The organism is Chryseobacterium indoltheticum (genome assembly GCF_003815915.1).
In the GTDB taxonomy this organism is placed as follows: domain Bacteria; phylum Bacteroidota; class Bacteroidia; order Flavobacteriales; family Weeksellaceae; genus Chryseobacterium; species Chryseobacterium indoltheticum.
Genome location: NZ_CP033929.1, coordinates 130,358 through 148,847, shown reverse-complemented (window position 1 = coordinate 148,847; position 18,490 = coordinate 130,358). Strand labels below are relative to the sequence as shown.

18 protein-coding genes and 1 pseudogene are annotated in these 18,490 nt (G+C 34.6%); 15 read left to right on the top strand and 4 right to left on the bottom strand.

Annotated elements, in window-relative coordinates:
• The first annotated feature begins 36 nt into the window (after nucleotides 1-36).
• The gene (locus EG358_RS00700) at nucleotides 37-987 is read left to right on the top strand and encodes an isopenicillin N synthase family dioxygenase (protein ID WP_076561509.1); all 951 of its coding nucleotides are present in this window, start codon (nucleotides 37-39) and stop codon (nucleotides 985-987) included.
• A 165-nt stretch (nucleotides 988-1,152) separates the two neighbouring features.
• Here EG358_RS00700 and EG358_RS00695 read toward each other — a convergent pair whose 3' ends face one another.
• Nucleotides 1,153-2,001, bottom strand: a complete 849-nt coding sequence (locus tag EG358_RS00695) for a GLPGLI family protein (RefSeq protein WP_076561510.1) — start codon at nucleotides 1,999-2,001, stop codon at nucleotides 1,153-1,155.
• 361 nt (nucleotides 2,002-2,362) lie between these two features.
• Between EG358_RS00695 and EG358_RS19775 the strand changes: the two are divergent.
• The 11 genes and pseudogenes from EG358_RS19775 to EG358_RS00640 form a co-directional block, all read left to right on the top strand.
• Nucleotides 2,363-2,467: pseudogene (locus EG358_RS19775) on the top strand (isopenicillin N synthase family oxygenase); the annotation flags it as partial.
• A gap of 376 nt (nucleotides 2,468-2,843) precedes the next feature.
• Nucleotides 2,844-4,889: a prolyl oligopeptidase family serine peptidase gene (locus tag EG358_RS00685; RefSeq protein ID WP_228421402.1), complete on the top strand. Its 2,046-nt coding sequence runs from the start codon at nucleotides 2,844-2,846 to the stop codon at nucleotides 4,887-4,889.
• A gap of 266 nt (nucleotides 4,890-5,155) precedes the next feature.
• The gene (gene scpA / locus EG358_RS00680; RefSeq protein ID WP_076561512.1) at nucleotides 5,156-7,282 is read left to right on the top strand and encodes a methylmalonyl-CoA mutase; all 2,127 of its coding nucleotides are present in this window, start codon (nucleotides 5,156-5,158) and stop codon (nucleotides 7,280-7,282) included.
• A gap of 64 nt (nucleotides 7,283-7,346) precedes the next feature.
• Nucleotides 7,347-7,847 carry a hypothetical protein gene (locus EG358_RS00675; RefSeq protein WP_076561513.1) on the top strand — a complete coding sequence of 167 codons (501 nt, stop codon included), beginning with the start codon at nucleotides 7,347-7,349 and terminating at the stop codon, nucleotides 7,845-7,847.
• 615 nt (nucleotides 7,848-8,462) lie between these two features.
• Complete coding sequence (locus EG358_RS00670; RefSeq protein ID WP_076563147.1) at nucleotides 8,463-9,452, top strand: IS110 family RNA-guided transposase; 990 nt, start codon at nucleotides 8,463-8,465, stop codon at nucleotides 9,450-9,452.
• A gap of 231 nt (nucleotides 9,453-9,683) precedes the next feature.
• Nucleotides 9,684-11,075 (top strand): RtcB family protein, encoded by a 1,392-nt coding sequence (locus EG358_RS00665; RefSeq protein ID WP_076562033.1) that lies wholly within the window; start codon nucleotides 9,684-9,686, stop codon nucleotides 11,073-11,075.
• A gap of 87 nt (nucleotides 11,076-11,162) precedes the next feature.
• Nucleotides 11,163-11,708, top strand: a complete 546-nt coding sequence (locus tag EG358_RS00660) for a nucleotidyltransferase domain-containing protein (RefSeq protein WP_076562032.1) — start codon at nucleotides 11,163-11,165, stop codon at nucleotides 11,706-11,708.
• A 1-nt stretch (nucleotide 11,709) separates the two neighbouring features.
• Nucleotides 11,710-12,408 carry a peptide chain release factor H gene (gene prfH, locus EG358_RS00655; protein ID WP_076562031.1) on the top strand — a complete coding sequence of 233 codons (699 nt, stop codon included), beginning with the start codon at nucleotides 11,710-11,712 and terminating at the stop codon, nucleotides 12,406-12,408.
• Nucleotides 12,395-12,907, top strand: coding sequence for a tetratricopeptide repeat protein (locus EG358_RS00650; protein ID WP_076562030.1), 513 nt, complete (start codon nucleotides 12,395-12,397; stop codon nucleotides 12,905-12,907). The genes prfH and EG358_RS00650 overlap by 14 nt, the downstream gene beginning before the upstream one ends.
• 25 nt (nucleotides 12,908-12,932) lie before the next feature.
• Nucleotides 12,933-13,556 (top strand): hypothetical protein, encoded by a 624-nt coding sequence (locus EG358_RS00645; RefSeq protein ID WP_076562029.1) that lies wholly within the window; start codon nucleotides 12,933-12,935, stop codon nucleotides 13,554-13,556.
• A 3-nt stretch (nucleotides 13,557-13,559) separates the two neighbouring features.
• Entirely contained in the window at nucleotides 13,560-14,552 is a 993-nt protein-coding gene (locus tag EG358_RS00640) for an enolase C-terminal domain-like protein (protein ID WP_076562028.1), read from the top strand.
• 186 nt (nucleotides 14,553-14,738) lie between these two features.
• Here the strand turns inward: EG358_RS00640 and EG358_RS00635 are convergent, their stop codons facing one another.
• Nucleotides 14,739-15,026, bottom strand: coding sequence for a cytochrome C (locus tag EG358_RS00635; RefSeq protein WP_076562027.1), 288 nt, complete (start codon nucleotides 15,024-15,026; stop codon nucleotides 14,739-14,741).
• 28 nt (nucleotides 15,027-15,054) lie between these two features.
• The gene (locus EG358_RS00630; RefSeq protein ID WP_076562026.1) at nucleotides 15,055-15,348 is read right to left on the bottom strand and encodes a c-type cytochrome; all 294 of its coding nucleotides are present in this window, start codon (nucleotides 15,346-15,348) and stop codon (nucleotides 15,055-15,057) included.
• Nucleotides 15,349-15,525: 177 nt separating this feature from the next.
• Between EG358_RS00630 and meaB the strand changes: the two genes are divergently transcribed.
• Nucleotides 15,526-16,539: a methylmalonyl Co-A mutase-associated GTPase MeaB gene (gene meaB / locus EG358_RS00625; RefSeq protein ID WP_076562025.1), complete on the top strand. Its 1,014-nt coding sequence runs from the start codon at nucleotides 15,526-15,528 to the stop codon at nucleotides 16,537-16,539.
• Nucleotides 16,540-16,577: 38 nt separating this feature from the next.
• Here the strand turns inward: meaB and EG358_RS00620 are convergent, their stop codons facing one another.
• Nucleotides 16,578-17,123 carry a DUF4251 domain-containing protein gene (locus EG358_RS00620; RefSeq protein ID WP_076562024.1) on the bottom strand — a complete coding sequence of 182 codons (546 nt, stop codon included), beginning with the start codon at nucleotides 17,121-17,123 and terminating at the stop codon, nucleotides 16,578-16,580.
• Nucleotides 17,124-17,227: 104 nt separating this feature from the next.
• Between EG358_RS00620 and EG358_RS00615 the strand changes: the two genes are divergently transcribed.
• On the top strand, nucleotides 17,228-18,034 hold the full coding sequence (locus tag EG358_RS00615) for a M48 family metallopeptidase (RefSeq protein WP_076562023.1): 807 nt from the start codon (nucleotides 17,228-17,230) through the stop codon (nucleotides 18,032-18,034).
• A gap of 107 nt (nucleotides 18,035-18,141) precedes the next feature.
• A complete protein-coding gene (locus EG358_RS00610; protein WP_076562022.1) occupies nucleotides 18,142-18,459 on the top strand; it encodes a hypothetical protein in 318 nt (105 codons plus the stop codon).
• Nucleotides 18,460-18,490 lie beyond the last annotated feature (31 nt).

Genomic DNA, 18,490 nt, shown 5'->3' with positions numbered 1-18,490 from the left:
AAGATGTATTTTAGCACCACGTAAAATTTCTATAAAATGGATAAAATACCTAGTGTAGACCTGCGTGATTTCCTTTCGGACAACCCGGAACGCAAACAGAAATTTGTAAATGAAATCGGAAAAGCTTACGAAGAAATTGGTTTTGTAGCCTTAAAAGGACATTTCCTTGATGACAAACTCGTAGACGATCTTTATGGAGAAGTAAAAAACTTCTTCGAACTTCCAACAGAAACCAAACAAAAGTATGAAATCCCAGGAATTGGGGGACAGAGAGGGTATGTAGGTTTTGGTAAAGAAACGGCAAAAGGTTTTAAAAAAGGTGATTTAAAAGAATTTTGGCATTTCGGACAGTATGTTTCGGATGACTCAAAATACAAAAGCCAATATCCTGACAATGTAATCGTTGACGAGCTTCCAAAATTTAATGAGGTAGGTAAAGAAACTTACCAAATGCTTGAAAAAACAGGAAAATATGTTTTGAGAGCTTTAGCTTTATATCTTGGTCTTGATGAATTTTATTTTGATGATAAAATTGCAGAAGGAAATTCCATTCTTCGACCAATTCATTATCCTCCAATCACTCAGGAACCAGATGATGCAGTAAGAGCTGCCGCTCACGGAGACATCAACTTAATCACTCTTTTGATGGGTTCTCAGGGAAAAGGTCTTCAGGTACAAAATCATAAAGGTGAATGGATCGATGCCATTGCACAACCTGATGAATTAATGATTAACGTTGGAGATATGCTTTCAAGACATACCAACAATAAGCTGAAATCTACCATTCACAGAGTCGTTAATCCGCCAAAAGAATTGTGGGGAACTTCAAGATATTCTATTCCTTTCTTTATGCATCCGGTAAGCGAAATGTCGCTGAATGCTTTAGAAAACTGTGTTGACGAAAACAATCCAAAGTTGTATGAAGATACAACAGCCGGAGAGTTCTTGCATGAAAGATTAATTGAATTAGGATTAATCAAGAAATAATTTTGAAACCGAACTTTTTAGTTCGGTTTTTTTCGAAAGTATCATCTGTGTCAATATGTGAAATCCATGAAAAGTAATTCTTCTCATATATTGACACAGATTTTTTAAGTTAAGCTCTTATTTGTTGATTTTCAGCTATTTCGTAATGTTTTCTAGTACAATATTTTAATTTATTTTATATAATTGTAAATCAATATAATTGTTATTTTTTAACATCTGTTTTTCGACATACTTTTTTTCTTCTCTTTTCTTTTGCGTAAAATCTATTTCATTTCCATTATTATCAAAACTTTTACCATTTAAAAGACCAGGATTTATATTCATAAATTGTTCGGTGGCACCCATTGGATTTCTTTTAAAATTATTCCAAATTTTATTAAATTCAAATTTATTTATTTGAATAGGTGTTAAATACTGTTTATAAATAAAGTTTGTTACTGCGTTTGCTACTTTATAATTTGCTATTAATAAAAAAGAATGCTGGTTTTGTAAATCATTTATTTTAACTATTAAACCAGGAAGGTTTGCAAAAACATATGGACCATCCTGTATTAAAATGTCTTGTGTAAACCAAGCTTCCCATGTACGTCCGCCATAATTGACTTCAGCTTTTTGACAATTGTAGTTTTGTATTATTTTTTTTTCTTTTGTAAGCTTCCAATTTATTAGTGGTTGTTGTATAACTTTAAATGGTTGAATACCAACATACTCAATAGAATAAGTGCTTTTTTTACTTTTAAAAACATTATTAATAAATAGACCCTTAGTGAGTTTAATGTTGGCTGGACTTTCATTATTTTTAATAGCGTTCGCAATAGCTGAATCTCTCTTTGCGCCAATATTACTAACAAATTCAGTATGGTTATCAAAAACTTCTAACCTAGTTTCTTCATATAGCAAACTATCTATCTTTGTTGAATCGGCAATAAATTTATATGAATAAATAAATCGATGGGTTTGAGAATAACAAACAAAAGGTAACAGGAATAAGACGAGATAAGTAAATTTCTTCATTGAGTAGTATTTGATTTACATTTATTAAAAACCATTAACCCCCAAAAAGCTATGGGTTAATCTTGTAAAAGTCTATAATTTCTTAAAAATTACAATTTACCTGTATTATTGTCTGGTATGGAGGGTTGTGAACATTAACACTAGGTGTTGAAGATAAATCTTTTAAATCATTCTGCAAACTTCTTGTTCCGTCATCACAGGAAGTTTCCAATCCGCCAGAAATCCTTGACAATAAATTCTCAGAGACAACTGCTCTTTTTCATCAAAATATTTCTTTCTGCTTGTTTTTAGAACTTGTGATAATTTTAGAAAATAAATTGCTAGAAACTAAAAGTATTTTGAATCATTTCAGCGATATTCTTTAGAAAACTGTGTTGACGAAAACAATCCGAAGTTGTATGAAGATACAACAGCCGGAGAGTTTCTACATGAAAGATTAATTGAATTAGGATTAATCAAGAAATAAATCTGATCTATAAATTCTAATATATAATTAAGAAAGACCTCTATTCGTAGAGGTTTTTTTGCTCTAAACAGTTGGATGCGATAGAAATACATCGTACAGAAAGTCTATACGATCCAATTAAACTTTTCGTAGATCTGCATAATATCTAAACTGATATTTTAAACTCTCTGTAAACTTACAGAATGCTTAAACCAACATTTTAAACTTAGCGAAGATTGATTTAGCTTAAAATCTGAGACTTTAATCTGTCGGTATACAGAAGCTTTTTTTATTCCCACAACTTTACGTATTTTTGAGAAAATCCTTCATAATGAATTTTAAACCTATATTATTAACAGCCGGAGTATTGTTCTCGGCTACAGTTTATTCTCAAAAAATGAATTATCCTAAAGCGATTAAGGGAAATCAAACAGATACTTATTTTGGAACAGGCGTTGCAGATCCGTACAGAGATTTAGAAAATGATTCAGCCCCTACCAAAAAATGGGTAGATGAAGAGGTTGCTTACAGCCAAAATTATTTGTCTAAAATTCCTTTCAGAAACCAGATTAAAAAGCAATTGACAGATATTTGGAATTACGAAAAGATTGGTGCGCCTTTTAAAGAAGGAGGTTTTACATATTATTATAAAAATGACGGTTTGCAGGCGCAATCTGTACTGTACAGAACCAATAATAAAACAAAAACAACAGAAGTTTTCTTAGATCCGAATAAATTTTCAGATAAAGGAACAACTTCACTTTCCAGTTTATCTTTCAATAAAAAAGGAAATTTGGCAGCATACTCAATCTCAGAAGGAGGAAGCGATTGGAATAAAATCATCATCATTGATGCTATTACGAAAAAGCCAATCGATGAAACTTTGGTTGATGTAAAGTTCAGCGGAATTTCTTGGCAGGGTGATGAAGGTTTCTATTATTCAAGCTATGACAAACCGAAAGAAGGAACTGTACTTTCCGGAATGACCGATAAGCACAAAGTGTACTTTCATAAATTAGGAACAAAACAATCTGCTGATCAACTGATTTTTGGAGGCGATAAAACTCCAAGACGATATTTGGGAGCTGGAGTTTCTGAAGATCAGAGATATTTGATTATTTCAGCGGCTAATGCAACCAACGGAAACGAGTTGTACGTTAAAGATTTAAAGAAAGGAGGCGATTTCGTTCAAGTCAACAAAGGTTTTGATATCAATGTAAATATTGTTGATACAGAAGGTGACAATCTTTTTATTTTTACCGACAAAGATGCGCCAAATATGCGTTTGGTGAAAACTACCATCCAAAATCCATCTCCTGAAACATGGCAAGATGTTATTCCAGAAACAGAAAATGTGTTGGGAATTTCCGGCGGCGGAGGTTATTTCTTCGCTACTTATATGGTTGATGCGATTGATAAAGTGAAACAGTTTGACAAAACCGGAAAGCTGATCAGAGAAATTTCTCTTCCTGGGAAAGGTAATGTCGGTGGTTTTGGAGGTAAAGAAACAGAGAAAGAAATGTATTATTCTTTCAGCAATTACATTACTCCGGGAACAACGTACAAATTCAATGCAGATACCGGAAAATCTGAAGTTTACCAAAAACCGAAAGTGAAATTTAATCCTGAAGATTATGTTTCTGAGCAGGTATTTTATACATCAAAAGACGGCACCAAAGTTCCGATGATGATCAATTATAAAAAGGGGATCAAACTGAATGGTAAAAACCCTACGATTCTTTATTCTTACGGTGGCTTCAACATCAGTTTACAACCATCTTTCTCCGTAGTTAATGCGATTTGGATGGAAAATGGCGGAATTTACGCTGTTCCAAACATTCGTGGCGGAGGTGAATACGGTAAAAAATGGCACGATGCAGGCACGAAAATGCAGAAGAAGAATGTATTTGAAGATTTCATCGCAGCTGGAGAATATTTGCAAAGTAAAGGTTATACTTCAAAAGAATATATGGCGCTTTCAGGAAGATCAAACGGAGGTCTGTTAGTTGGAGCAACGATGACGATGCGTCCTGATTTGGCTAAAGTTGCCTTCCCGGGAGTTGGTGTTTTAGATATGTTGAGATACAACAAATTTACTGCTGGAGCAGGTTGGTCTTACGATTACGGAACTGCTGAAGACAACAAAGAAATGTTTGATTATTTAAAATCATATTCACCGGTTCATAACGTAAAAGCAGGAACTTGTTATCCGTCAACAATGATTATTACAAGTGATCACGACGATAGAGTTGTTCCGGCGCATTCATTCAAATTTGGTGCAGAATTACAGGAAAAACAAAAATGTACAAATCCTATTTTGCTAAGAATTGAGAAAAATGCAGGCCACGGAGCAGGAAGAGCAACGGATCAGGTAATCAGTGAAAATGCCGATCTAATTTCTTTTGCGTTATACGAAATGGGAATTAAAAAACTAAATAAATAATCTAAAATTCTTTAGGTTTAAATGAAAGCGAGATTGTAATATTACAGTCTCGCTTTTGTATTTTATGTTACTAAGAAGTCCTGAAAGGAGGATTTAACGAAGAATAGGATGAAGTCCTATTAAATTAAACAAGTTGATACAGCCTAAAGAGCTATATGTTAAAAGATTCTTTATTTTACGCATTTAATCTTACTTTTCCTTCCTAAAAATCAATCGCAAAACATTCTCTCAAAAATGCTTATTTTTAAAATCTTAAATCTGAAGAAATGAGAAGGGAAATAAAGAATAAAATTCCTCAATTTAATATATCTGAAAATCAGCAGGAAATCTACCAATTTGAAAAGGATGGACTTGAGCTGAAATCAAAATACACTGCGGAAGATGTAAAAAATAAAGATATCGCTGATGCCTCTCCGGGAATTGCACCTTTTCTAAGAGGTCCTTATTCTACAATGTATGTCCAAAAACCTTGGACCGTTCGTCAATATGCGGGATTTTCTACAGCTGAAGAATCGAATGCGTTTTACAGAAGAAATTTAGCAGCCGGACAAAAAGGACTTTCCGTTGCCTTCGATTTGGCGACACACAGAGGGTACGATTCCGATCACGCAAGAGTTGTTGGAGACGTTGGTAAAGCCGGTGTTGCGATTGATTCTGTTGAGGATATGAAAATTTTATTCAACGAAATTCCTTTAGATGAAATATCGGTTTCCATGACGATGAATGGGGCGGTTTTGCCGATTCTTTCGTTCTATATTGTAGCGGCAGAAGAGCAGGGTGTTTCTCAGGATAAGCTTTCAGGAACCATTCAGAATGATATTTTGAAAGAATTTATGGTGCGTAATACGTACATTTACCCACCAACACCGTCCATGAAAATCATTGCTGATATTTTTGAATACACTTCGAGAAATATCCCCAAATTTAACTCGATTTCGATTTCCGGATATCACATGCAGGAAGCCGGTGCAACCCCTGTTTTGGAAATGGCTTATACTTTAGCTGATGGTTTAGAATATGTAAGAACCGGAATTAAAGCAGGAATGAATGTGGATGATTTCGCACCAAGATTATCATTTTTCTGGGCTATCGGGATGAATCATTTCATGGAAATTGCTAAAATGCGTGCGGCGAGATATATTTGGGCAACGCTTTTAAAGCAGTTTAATCCTCAAAACCCTAAATCTTTAGCTTTAAGAACCCATTCACAAACTTCGGGTTGGTCTTTAACAGAGCAAGAACCATTTAATAATATTACGAGAACATCAATTGAAGCCCTATCTTCAGCTTTAGGCGGAACCCAGTCTCTTCATACAAACGCTTTGGATGAAGCGATTGCTTTACCTACTGATTATTCGGCAAAAATTGCAAGAAATACCCAAATTATTCTTCAGCAGGAAAGTGGAATCTGCGATGTGGTAGATCCGATGGGCGGAAGTAATCTGGTTGAAAGTCTTACGCAGCAAATGATCGAAGAAGCGATGAAATTCATCGATGAGGTAGAAAAAGAAGGCGGAATGACGAAAGCCATAGAAGCAGGAATTCCAAAAATGAGAATTGAAGAAGCTGCCGCAAAAAAACAAGCTAAAATTGACAGCAGTGAAGAATTTATCATTGGTGTCAATTCATTTAAATCCAGCTTAAAGCAAACACCAATCGATATTTTAGATATTGATAATACTGAAGTTCGTAGAAAGCAGATTGAAAGATTAGATTCAATTAAATCAAACAGAAACAGCGAAGCTGTTGAGCAGATTTTAAATGAAATCCGAGAATCTGCGAAAACAGGAAACGGAAATCTTTTGGCATTATGCATCGAAGCGGCAAGAAGGAGAGTGACTTTAGGAGAGATGAGTGATGCAATGGAAGAAAGTTTCGGACGTTACAAAGCCAATATCAGAACGATACAAGGAGTTTACGCTATGAATGCAGGTAAAAATGAATACTTTGGAAAAGCTCTTGAGCTTACCCAAAAATTTGAAGAAGCAGAAGGTCGTCGCCCAAGAATTATGGTGGCAAAAATGGGGCAGGATGGTCATGACCGTGGTGCAAAAGTGGTAGCAACTGCCTTTGCAGATATGGGATTTGACGTCGATGTTGCGCCGTTATTCCAGACTCCGGAAGAGGTTGCAAAGCAGGCGGTTGAGAACGATATTCATATTTTGGGTGTTTCAAGTTTGGCGGCTGGTCATAAGACTTTGGTTCCGCAGGTTGTTGAAGAGTTAAAGAAATTGGGTGCCGAAGATATTACAATTGTTGTGGGAGGAGTAATTCCGCAACAGGATTACGAATTTTTGTATGCAAACGGAGCTGATTTCATTTTCGGTCCTGGAACAAATCTTCCTAAATGTGCGGTTGATATTTTGAATAAATTTCTAAATATCACAATTTAACATTTCATTAGACTTCAAATTGCACAGCTTTTGTACTGTAAGACATAACCAAAAATAAAATGTTATGGCTTATACAGTAGTTTCAGTATTTCCGGAAAATGTGAATACCGAGGAAATAAAATCAGAATTAAAAAATAACGGATTTCTTGATGCAGACATTATTGTTTCGAAATCAAGGTTTGATCAGGAATCTTTAAATAATGAATACGAAGATGATGAAAAAACAAAAAGTTTTTGGAATCATGTTTTTGTGAACGATAATGAAATTTTAGCGGCTTACAGCAAAGAAAGTGTAGGGAAAATCAACTTGGTAGTTTATGCTTCCAATCTTACAGATGCCCAAAAAGCAAAAAAAGTTCTCGATCAATATGGAGCGTTAAAAATTTACAACAAGCCTTCTGTTAATCAGAGTGAGTCAGACACAGCAGGTTTACCGGAAGATGTTTACAACGGGATTATTGCAAAAGCAAAGCACGATGTATATTTCCTCGATAAAGAAAGAGTGTATTCCCCAAACAGCAACGGAATGGGCGATACAATGGATAGTTTAGGATCTAAAGATTAAGTTTAAGAAAAAAAATAAAGAATGCCTGGATAAGAAATTATTCAGGTTTTTTTCTGAAAAAATATTGTTTTTCAGAAAATTGTATATCTTTGCATCTGAAAATCAAGTTTAACCATTAAAAAAACAACGAAGCAATGTTCAAATACAATCAACATTCATCAGTAGGATTGCCTTTTGCAAAGGCGAGGCTTCGTGGTTTGGTACATTCATAGAACAACAGTATATTGAAATATCAAAACCCGAAGTCGTAAGATTTCGGGTTTTTTATTGCGCAATATTTCAAACTCAAAACGTTTCCCCGAAATCATTTTTTTTAGGAGCTTAATCCCGCTGTCCACTGTATCTTTTTTGCCAACGCTTTTTCAAGCCAACGCAAAAAAGGATGCCGTTTCCATGGTAAGTTTGCATTAGTAAATGTACTTTAATAAATTAGTTAAAAAATTAACCTAAAGATAAAAGCAGCAGGATAAAGGCAGACGCTTCACTGATACTTAGATATCGTCCCCGATTTTATTCCCCTGCTGCTGTTTTCTTCCAAATCCGGATAGAACGTTGTTTAGCCATAACTTTTACCATGGTGGATCAGAAGAAAACTTCTTTAAAAAAGAATTTTGTATGTCAAAAATATCAAAAAAAGTAATTGGAGTAGATGTCGGAGCGAAGTTTTTAACAGTAAGCTTTAATGATTTTGAAAACAGAGATCAGGTTTTTAATATAGAAAATACCCAGCGCTCTATTTTGTCATTTCTAAAGAAACTGCGGATAGAAGATTATTGTTTTGTCATTGAGGCCACAGGAAATTACAGCAGTCGTATTTTACATTTATCCTTAGTTCAGGGCTTTGAATCAAGTCTGATAAACTGTATGTCTGTTAAGCATTTTGCAAGGATGAAAAACATCATCAGCAAGACAGATGCTGAAGATGCCAAGCTGATCAGGCTTTACGGAGAGATGTTTAAACCTGATATTTATACTTCTAAAAGTGTTGATATTGAACATCTTGATCAGGAACTAAAGCTTCTCAATGATTTGGAGGAAGAAAAAAGGAGATATGGAGTGAAGTTAAAATCTCTTCGCTATAATGCTCAGATTAATCCAAACACAGAAAAACATTATGAAAGAAGATTACAACAATTAGAAAAAGAGATTAAAGAAGTTATAAGCCGTCTCCCTGGGCTCCAGGATGAAGAGTTTAAGGAAACAAAAGCATTACTACAAAGTGTATCTGGCATTGGTGAAAAGACATCTCTTCAACTGATGACGGCTACTTCAGGATTTAAAAACTTTAATTCAGCAAAATCATTATCTAAATATTTTGGCTTGGCACCCCGTATTTATCAATCGGGAAAGAAATCATATTCCCCGGGAAAATGCAGAACCTCAAAGAATCATATCAGGGGCTTGTTATATGTTTGTTCGTGGACGGCAATTAAGCATAACAAACAATGTAAAGAGTTTTATGAAAGACTTCTTTCTCAGGGGAAACCTAAAAAATTAGCTTTAATTGCAGTATGTAACAAGCTACTGAGAATATGTTTTGGAGTGGTAAAAAATAAAATCAATTATCAACCAGATTATCAAAAAAACTTTAAAATTTTAACCTGAATAATTTGCATAGTAACATAGAACATCGGGGCTAGAAAACACTCTGCCAATAAACCTCATAGGTTTTTAAAACCTATGAGGTTTGAATAACATTGTCATTCTCACGAAGGAAGAATCTCTTTCAAAAAGATGACAAAAACAAGATCAACTAAAATTTTAGTTGGTGAAATATCAGATGCAAAAATATCTTTCATCTAGCGTTGATATCTAAACATTTTATTAAAAAAAACAATGGGAAATTTAAAACTTAAAGGAAAAGATATATTAAAATTAGGCTATCCAAATAATCAAAGCGTAAACATCGCTTTGGAAGTCATGAAAAGAAATTTTGCCACGAAAAATATTCATCATGTAAAATCTCTTTTAAAGGAAATTCTGGTCAATCCGGAAAATTTTGAGAAAGATTTAACCTTCGGACAAATCGCAGAAGCCTTGCTTTCATCCAAGAAAACAGAAAAAAGAATGCTCAACACAAACCGAACTTCTTTTCAGATTTTCGGAAATAATATTTCGGATGAAGCAAAGAATCAATTGTACACCGCATTGAAACTTCCAATTGCAACGCAAGGAGCTTTGATGCCTGATGCACACAGTGGTTACGGGCTTCCGATTGGTGGAGTTCTCGCCGTAGAAAATGCTGTAATTCCTTACGGAGTCGGCATGGATATCGGCTGTAGAATGTCGCTCAGTATTTTGGATACGCCGATTTCATATCTGAACGGAGCTAGAGATAAATATGAAAAAGCGCTTGCCGAGCATACCAAATTCGGGATGTATGAAACGCATAAATCTCACGTCGATCACGAAATTTTCGACAGAGACACATTCGACTTAATTCCGATTTTGAGACGATTAAAAGGAAAAGCCATCAAACAAATGGGAAGTTCCGGCGGCGGAAATCATTTTGTGGAGTTCGGGGAAGTTGAAATTACGGAAGAAGACGAACAGATCAACCTTCCAAAAGGAAAATACCTCGGAATTCTTTCACACAGCGGTTCGCGTGGTTTGGGAGCAGAAATCGCTCAGTATTATTCGAGAGTTGCGACAGAGCAATGTCCTTTGCCAAAAGAAGCCCAAAACTTCGCCTGGCTAGATTTGAATACGCATCTCGGCTTAGAATACTGGACAGCGATGAATCTTGCAGGAGATTACGCTTCGGCTTGTCACGACGACATTCACCGAAGATTGGTAAAAGCAGTTGGCGGAAGAGTGAAAGCTAAAATCGAAAACCATCACAATTTCGCCTGGAAAGAAATCCATAACGGAAAAGAAATGATTGTTCACAGAAAAGGCGCAACTCCGGCAAATGAAAATGAATTGGGAATGATTCCCGGATCGATGACTGCAAAAGGTTTTATTGTTCGCGGAAAAGGAAATCCGGATTCATTGAACTCAGCTTCACACGGAGCAGGACGAGCTTTTTCAAGAGGAGAATGCAGAAATCTTTTCACTCAAAATGACATTAAGAAAGAATTAAAACTCAAAAATGTCACTTTGATGGGCGGAAATGCCGAAGAAGCACCAATGGCGTACAAAGACATCAACGAAGTCATGAATGCGCAAAGCGAATTGGTAGATATTCTTGGAACTTTCCAGCCTAGAATTGTGAGGATGGATAAGTAAATTGGTTGTTAGTTTTTAGTTGATGGTTGTTAGAATCTTTAACGCCATCAACTGACAAACATCAACTATCAACAAAAATTAACAAAAATGGGAGCGCCACATAATATAAAAAGATACGGTGAGGTCTGGCCGGAATTTAGAATTCAATACGGACTGGAAATTTTAGAGAAATTAAAAAACAAAGTCATTTTATCAGGAGGTTGGGCATGGCATTTTATGTCTGAAATAGGACACACAGAATATAAGCACGCTCACGACCATAAGGATATTGATATTTTTGTAAATAAGGAAAACGTAGCAGAGGTCGTTATGATTCTTCAGCAGGAAGGTTTTCAGAAAATCTGGACTCGTTATGATCATTTGCCAAGCGAAGAAAACTTCCGCAGGTACGAGAAAACAATCGAAATGGAAAATGAAAAATTCCACAGGATAACCATTGATTTCTTTGAAAGAAATGATTTGGAAACTGTAGAAACCAACGGATTTATGGTGGTGAAACCTGATGTTTTACTTTCATTTTACAGAAATATTCATTCCAGCGATAAATGTTGGGCGGTAATGGCTGCAAAAGATTTATTGGAAAAAGGAATTGATCCTGTCGGTCATCCAAGATTAAGTGAAATACCAAAATAAAATGGACAAATTAATACAAATAACCTCAGGAAGAGGACCTTTAGAATGCCAATGGATAGTTGCCAAAGTTCTGAAGGTTTTCCTTGAGGAAGCAAAAAATAATAATATAGATTACGAAATCATACACCGCGAAAATGGTGATGAAAATCTTACATTGAAATCTGTAACCCTATTTTTAAAATCAAAAAATGTAAATGAATTTTTAAAAACTTGGTTAGGAAGTATTTGTTGGATAGGGAAAAGTACATTCCGAAAACTGCATAAAAGAAGCAATTGGTTTATTGGGGTTTTTGAACTGGAAGGATTGAAGAAAATTAATTTCAACGAAAAAGATATTCAGTTTCAGACGACGAGAAGCCAGGGAAGTGGCGGACAAAACGTGAATAAAGTAAATACTGCTGTTCGTGCGACTCATATTCAGACCGGAAAAAGTGTTTTTGTGCAGGATTCTCGTTCGCAATTGGAGAATAAAAAACTTTCTATTGAAAGACTGAAAGAAAAAGTATTGGAGCAGAATATTATTCAGCTTCAAAAGCAAATGCAGGAAACATGGAACAATCATTTGCAGGTGCAGAGAGGAAACGCTGTCCGTACTTTTTCGGGAACAGATTTTAAAAAGAATTATCAGGAAAAATCTTTCAGAAAACAAAGAAATACCCTGAAAAACGAATTAAAAAAATATAAAAATGACCTTAACTAAAAGTAAATATTACTTCGAGGCTTTAGATAATTATCCTTATAGCTTGCCGGATTGTCTGGAAGCGTTGAATTATGCATTGTCGTACGATCCTGAAGATGCAGATTCTCTCTGTTTAATGGGAAGAATCTACAGCGAAATGCTCATCGATTACGAAAAAGCAAAACTCTATTTTGAAGAGGCAATGCAATGTGATGTGACGAATCTCAATACGCCCAAATATTACATCAAATGTCTTCTGGATAATGAAGATTTGCAGGAAGCTGAAATGCTGATTACCTATTCTTTAAAAATAAAAGGAATTGATAAAGCGACTATCTGGTTTTACAGATCCCTGCTTTCTGAGAAGAGAGGAAGTTTTCCCAATGCTTTAAAGTTCTTAACTGAAGCAGAAAAGTATTGTTTTTCATCGCATAGTTTGGATGTTGTAAAAGATCGCAAGAAATTTATAAAATCTAAAATGCCCAAGAAAAAATCTAAAAACAAGAAGGAGACGAAATAAGTCTCCTTTTTTGTAAATTTAATTTATGAAAGACTATTTATTTTTGATTCTATTGCTATTGATTTCCTGCAAAAAGAACGAAGCGAGAAAAGAAATAATCCAAAAAGATGAAACCTTGGACTTGAAGTACGAAGTTTTGAATCAACTTATTACTGACCAAATTAGAGAAGACAGCATTAATGATATTTTACATGATAACATTTATAATATTGCAGTTAAGAGGATTTTTTTTGAAGAATTAAATGAGAACGAACCACCGCCGCCGCCTGTTTTAGCGTTGAATTTCTCATATGATTCAATTTTTGCAATGAAAGATTCATCTTACTATAAAAATCAAGATAGAAACTTAATAAATTTTAATCTCCAAAAAAGTAGAATCAAGAATAAATTAGATTTTGTAACCACCGACGAAATTTTGAATTTAAGCATAAAATATGAACGAAATTTTTGGAAACAGTTTCGAAAAAAATATGGAGATAAATGCATTCAAACTTTTTCTGTTCCTTTCTTTAATAAGAATAAAACGGTTTGCATTGTACAAAATTCAATGTCTTGTGGACCATTATACGGTGGAGGTTCAACTTCGATCTATAAAAAAGTGAATGGAAAATGGGTTGTTTTAAGAACATTTGACCAATGGGTAAGTTAGTATATGAAAATAAAGTTTACACTTAAAAAGCTTCACCTAAAAGAAACATTCTCCATTGCTTACGGGAACTATGATCATCGCAATGCATTGCTCGTTGAACTATCTCATCAAAAATGTAAAGGCTATGGCGAGTGTGTGGCGATTGATTATTATCAGATTAACCTTAGTGATTTTGTTTTAAAATTAAAAGAAATTCAGCGTGAAATTGAGGGTCATAATATCATTCATCCCAAAGATTTTTTTGCTTTTTTAGTGGGTTTAAATCTACATCCGTTTTTACTTTCTGCTTTGGATTGTGCGTATTGGGATCTGTTCGGAAAGTTGGAGAATAAAAGTTTTATTGAATTAAATAAAATTCCTTCTAATGATTTGGTTGAAAGCTCGATCACAATTTCTGTAGCATCCATTGAAGAACAGATAAAAAAAATTCGTCAAAGTGAATGGAATAAGTTTAAAGTGAAATGTAAAGGATTGGACAAAATGCAGGTTGAGAAACTGTTACAATTAAATAAAAATATCGCATTAGATTCCAATGCAAGCTTCACCGATGAAGATTGTAGTTGGCTTCAGAAAAATAATGAAATTCAGAAATTCTCCTATCTGGAACAGCCTCGCCCGATCAACAATTATAAAGTTTTACAAAAAGAAGGCTTTGCAAATTGGATGGCAGATGAAGATTGTCAAGATATCGATTCACTTGAGGAACTCATTCCATATTATAAAAGTATCAACATTAAGCTGATGAAATGTGGAGGATTGACTCCCGCTTTAGAAATGATAAAAAAAGCAAGAGAATTAAACTATAAAATTATGATCGGCTGCATGACAGAATCCACAGTTGGAATTTCGGCAGGATGCCTTTTAGCAGGTCTTGGAGACTATGCCGATTTAGACGGAGCAACACTTATTTCCAATGATTATGCAACCGGGAATTTTGTGGAAAATGGTAAAATTACTCTATCCGGAAAACCAGGCTTGGGAATTGATTTAAAGTGATTTAAACGGTTAATTGTCAATTGTAAATTCACTTTGCTTGTCAATTTTTATAAGTTTAATCTGAGCGAGGAGTTTGTCAGTTCGGGCGTTTATCTTAATGAAATGAAAAAAGTGTATCGAGAACTTTTGCTAATCTCAACTCGAATTGAGGTGAGATTTAAGCACAATAGACTCTCAAAAGAAAGTCTATTTTTTATTTACAGAAATCAAATAATCATACACCATTTGATGTTGTTCATCGTTCAACTTTGCTTTTGGCGCCATTCTACTTAAGGTTTTAATCCAGCCTTGGTCGTCATGTTTTTCCGGATTTGGAAGCGCATGACATCTGTTGCAAGAGTTTTCAAAAACTGTTTTCCCTTGTGCTAAATGTTCTGCTGTGGTAAATTTAGGACCGGTTACTGCTGTACTTTTTGGTCCACATGAAACCATAAAAGCAGATCCTAAAATCATACTTAATACTAATTTTTTCATGATGATATTTTTTTATTGGTTAAATCTTTTATTTTTTAACAGACACCACATAATCATAAACCCACTGATGTTGTTCGTCGGTTAGTTTTGCTTTGGGTGCCATAGAATTCATAATTCCTACCCATTGCACAGAAGTAAATTTGGTGGGTTCTGGCAAATCGTGACATCTTTTGCATGCAGTTTCGAAGATTGTTTTTCCCTGTGCTAGTTGTTCTGCCGTACTGGTTGCTGATTTTGGAGCTTGTGCTACGGGTGTTGCTTTCGGCGTACAAGATGCTAATAAGACAAGGGTAAATGTTGCTGCTGCAAATAGACTTTTCATATTTTTTTTAATTGTTTAAAACAAAAATAATGAATTTTGCAGGTGATTGGCTCATAGCTTTATAATTTAGAAGCATTAAAATTAGTACTCTTTTTTTCGGATTTTGTAGGTTATTTTTATATTTTTGAATGAATGAAACCGAAAGGTTACATCTTTCCTTAAAAATGGAATACCCAGATGAAAATTTCAACAGAAGACTTTATCGATGGCATTAAATCAGGCAATAAACGTTTGATTGCAAAAGCCATTACTCTAGTTGAAAGTAATAAGCCTGAACATAGAAGTCAGGCTGAAGAACTTTTAAAAAAGATACTTCCATTAACAGGAAAATCGATTCGTGTAGGGATTACAGGAGTTCCGGGAGCTGGAAAATCTACTTTTATAGAAAACTTTGGCAGGCTAGCGATCGCAAATAATAAAAAAGTTGCGGTTTTAGCCATTGATCCCAGTTCAGCGATTAATAAAGGCAGTATTCTAGGAGACAAAACCAGAATGGAAGAATTGGCAAAAGAAGAAAATGCATTCATTCGTCCTTCACCAAGTTCGGGATTTTTGGGAGGCGTTGCCAATACTACTTTTGAAACGATGATGATTTGCGAAGCTGCAGGTTACGATTATATTTTAATTGAAACCGTTGGAGTAGGGCAGTCTGAAGTTTTGGTTTCAGATATTACCGATGTTTTTTTATTCTTAAAAATTATTGGTGGCGGAGATGAACTTCAGGGAATCAAGCGCGGAATCATGGAAATGGTGGATATTATTTTTATTAATAAAGTAGAAGAAAGCAATCTGCAGAAAGCTAAAAATACCAAACTCGAACTGAAACGTGCATTAGATTTTCTTCCTTCCAAAGAAAAAGACTGGAAAGTGCCTGTTTTACTAGGTTCCGCTTTACAAAATGAAGGGCTAAAGGAGGTTTATCAGAAAATCGAAGATTTTATTTCATTAAAAAAGAATACCGCTCGTTTTGATAAAGTACGGACAATGCAATCTGAAAAACGTTTTGAATATTGGGTTCAGGAATATATTTTAAGCATGATGAAAAAAAATGATTCTGTGGAGGAAGCTTATATTCAACACAAAAAAAATGCTTCAGACCTGATTTCTAATCCAAGTACCGAAGCAAAATTATTTGTAGAGAAATTTTTAAGAGATTCGAAATCTGAGATTCGAGATTCTGAGAATATTTAATAAATATTTAAACTTCCATCACAAAACCCGAACCACGACTAAAGTTTTTCTTTTTCTTTTGTTTCTTCATTTTTAGAAATATATCCATCGTAAGAAATCGGCTGTCTGTCGTTACTTCTTATTGATGTAGATGCTCTTCCATTCTTAAAGATTTCAATATTAATGTCAGAAACATTCTTCACATCATTGGGTTTGATTTTGTACACCCAATTTCCTTTTTTACTCTGAGTTTTTGTGACTGCGTAATCTTTTGAGGTAAATCTATAGCTGTTATCAGAATTCCCATAGCTGGAAGTAAAAGCTCTGCCAAAATAAGGAAGTGTAACTTCCATCACACCTTTTTTTATCTCAATACCATAATTATCTCCTGAAATCTGAAATGTACGCAGTTGAGCTGCATTTGGAATTGAATTTACAACATTGATCACATCATAATTCATAGGATTTGCTTTCTCAGCATGAAAAGTAAATTCATCAGTACTTACCAAATTGTTTACTATTTGTGGATCAACCTTTTGCGAAACACAATTCTGAAATAGAAATATGAAAGCAAAAAGAGATATTATTTTTAGATAATTTTTCATAAGATTAAATTTAGTAATTTATATATCAAAATGTATGCAAATACAAATTTCAGATTATTTTTTGGAATAGAAATTGTTAAGGTTCATTTATAATAAGCATAATTATGAAAATTACTCATCTATTAGGTATTGGAGCAGCGGCTTTTGCAGTTGCAGCGTGTACAACAAACCCGATGACAGGAAGAAAATCTTTGCAAATAGGAACACTTAATCCTCAAATAACGTCAACAGCTGTTCAGCAGTATCAACAAACTCTGAAAGAATCGAAAGTTGTGACAGGATCTCAGGCTCAAATGGTAAAAAGAGTTGGAGGTAAAATAAAAACAGCAGCCGAAAAATATTACGCAAGTATTGGCAGAAGTGCAGATTTGTCAGGTTATCAATGGGAATTTAATCTTCTTCAGGATAATCAAGTGAATGCATGGTGTATGCCTGGTGGGAAAGTAGCTGTTTATACCGGTATTCTGCCGATTACTAAAGATGAAACTGGTCTTGCAGTGGTAATGGGCCACGAGGTTTCTCATGCTTTGGCAGGTCACGGAAACGAAAGAATTTCACAGGCTATGGTTGCACAATATGGAGGTGCTCTATTAGGAAGTACAATTTCAAATGCACAATGGTCGAGTGTTTTTCAACAAGTGTATCCTGTTGGGTCTCAAGTCGCTCTTTTAAAGTACGGAAGAACGCAGGAATCTGAAGCAGACGAAATGGGATTAAATTTGATGGCAATTGCAGGATACGATCCACGTCAGGCGATTCCGTTTTGGCAGAGAATGGAAGCGTCATCTTCAGGAGCAAGACAACCGGAATTTTTATCAACTCACCCAAGTCCGGGAACCAGAGTTGGAGATATTCAGAAAGATTTACCTAAAGCGTTGGAATACTACAAATCTGCTGGCGGAAAGATTTAATGTAAATACTTTAAGTTTTCATTATAATAATGGTTTAAACGGAGTATTTTATCAGAATTTATTATTAAATTTATAAAAATGAATATTTACCATTAAAAAACACGATTATGAAAAGTATTTCGATTACAGGCTTAGTTCTTCTTGCAGTATCTGTGCTGCTTTTTTACCTGACAACAGATTTTACAGCTGAAAAAATTACATTATCTCATATGATGGGTGTAATGGCAGGCATAGGAATTGGCTTGATTATCGGTGGTATGACCGGTTATATCAGCAAAGGATCTGCTATAAAAGCTGAAGAAAAAAGAAGAGAATTTAAACGTCTTCAACAGGAAAAAGAAGAGTTAGAAAAAAAGGCTGCAGAAATTGTTAAAAAACAAGAACAAATAGAAAGAGAAAATAAACAAGAAAATCCTCAAATTTAATTTGAGGATTTTTTATGTTTAAATAATTTCT

Bases quoted from the DNA above. Each gene is read 5' to 3' on its own strand.
- EG358_RS00660 (WP_076562032.1), top strand. From the start codon at position 11,163: ATGGGAGCGCCACATAATATAAAAAGATACGGTGAGGTCTGGCCGGAA.
- EG358_RS00645 (WP_076562029.1), top strand. From the start codon at position 12,933: ATGAAAGACTATTTATTTTTGATTCTATTGCTATTGATTTCCTGCAAA.
- prfH (WP_076562031.1), top strand. From the start codon at position 11,710: ATGGACAAATTAATACAAATAACCTCAGGAAGAGGACCTTTAGAATGC.
- EG358_RS00670 (WP_076563147.1), top strand. From the start codon at position 8,463: ATGTCAAAAATATCAAAAAAAGTAATTGGAGTAGATGTCGGAGCGAAG.
- EG358_RS00665 (WP_076562033.1), top strand. From the start codon at position 9,684: ATGGGAAATTTAAAACTTAAAGGAAAAGATATATTAAAATTAGGCTAT.
- EG358_RS00615 (WP_076562023.1), top strand. From the start codon at position 17,228: ATGAAAATTACTCATCTATTAGGTATTGGAGCAGCGGCTTTTGCAGTT.
- scpA (WP_076561512.1), top strand. From the start codon at position 5,156: ATGAGAAGGGAAATAAAGAATAAAATTCCTCAATTTAATATATCTGAA.
- EG358_RS00630 (WP_076562026.1), bottom strand. From the start codon at position 15,348: ATGAAAAGTCTATTTGCAGCAGCAACATTTACCCTTGTCTTATTAGCA.
- EG358_RS00700 (WP_076561509.1), top strand. From the start codon at position 37: ATGGATAAAATACCTAGTGTAGACCTGCGTGATTTCCTTTCGGACAAC.
- EG358_RS00650 (WP_076562030.1), top strand. From the start codon at position 12,395: ATGACCTTAACTAAAAGTAAATATTACTTCGAGGCTTTAGATAATTAT.
- EG358_RS00640 (WP_076562028.1), top strand. From the start codon at position 13,560: ATGAAAATAAAGTTTACACTTAAAAAGCTTCACCTAAAAGAAACATTC.
- meaB (WP_076562025.1), top strand. From the start codon at position 15,526: ATGAAAATTTCAACAGAAGACTTTATCGATGGCATTAAATCAGGCAAT.
- EG358_RS00620 (WP_076562024.1), bottom strand. From the start codon at position 17,123: ATGAAAAATTATCTAAAAATAATATCTCTTTTTGCTTTCATATTTCTA.
- EG358_RS00610 (WP_076562022.1), top strand. From the start codon at position 18,142: ATGAAAAGTATTTCGATTACAGGCTTAGTTCTTCTTGCAGTATCTGTG.
- EG358_RS00685 (WP_228421402.1), top strand. From the start codon at position 2,844: ATGAATTATCCTAAAGCGATTAAGGGAAATCAAACAGATACTTATTTT.
- EG358_RS00675 (WP_076561513.1), top strand. From the start codon at position 7,347: ATGGCTTATACAGTAGTTTCAGTATTTCCGGAAAATGTGAATACCGAG.
- EG358_RS00635 (WP_076562027.1), bottom strand. From the start codon at position 15,026: ATGAAAAAATTAGTATTAAGTATGATTTTAGGATCTGCTTTTATGGTT.
- EG358_RS00695 (WP_076561510.1), bottom strand. From the start codon at position 2,001: ATGAAGAAATTTACTTATCTCGTCTTATTCCTGTTACCTTTTGTTTGT.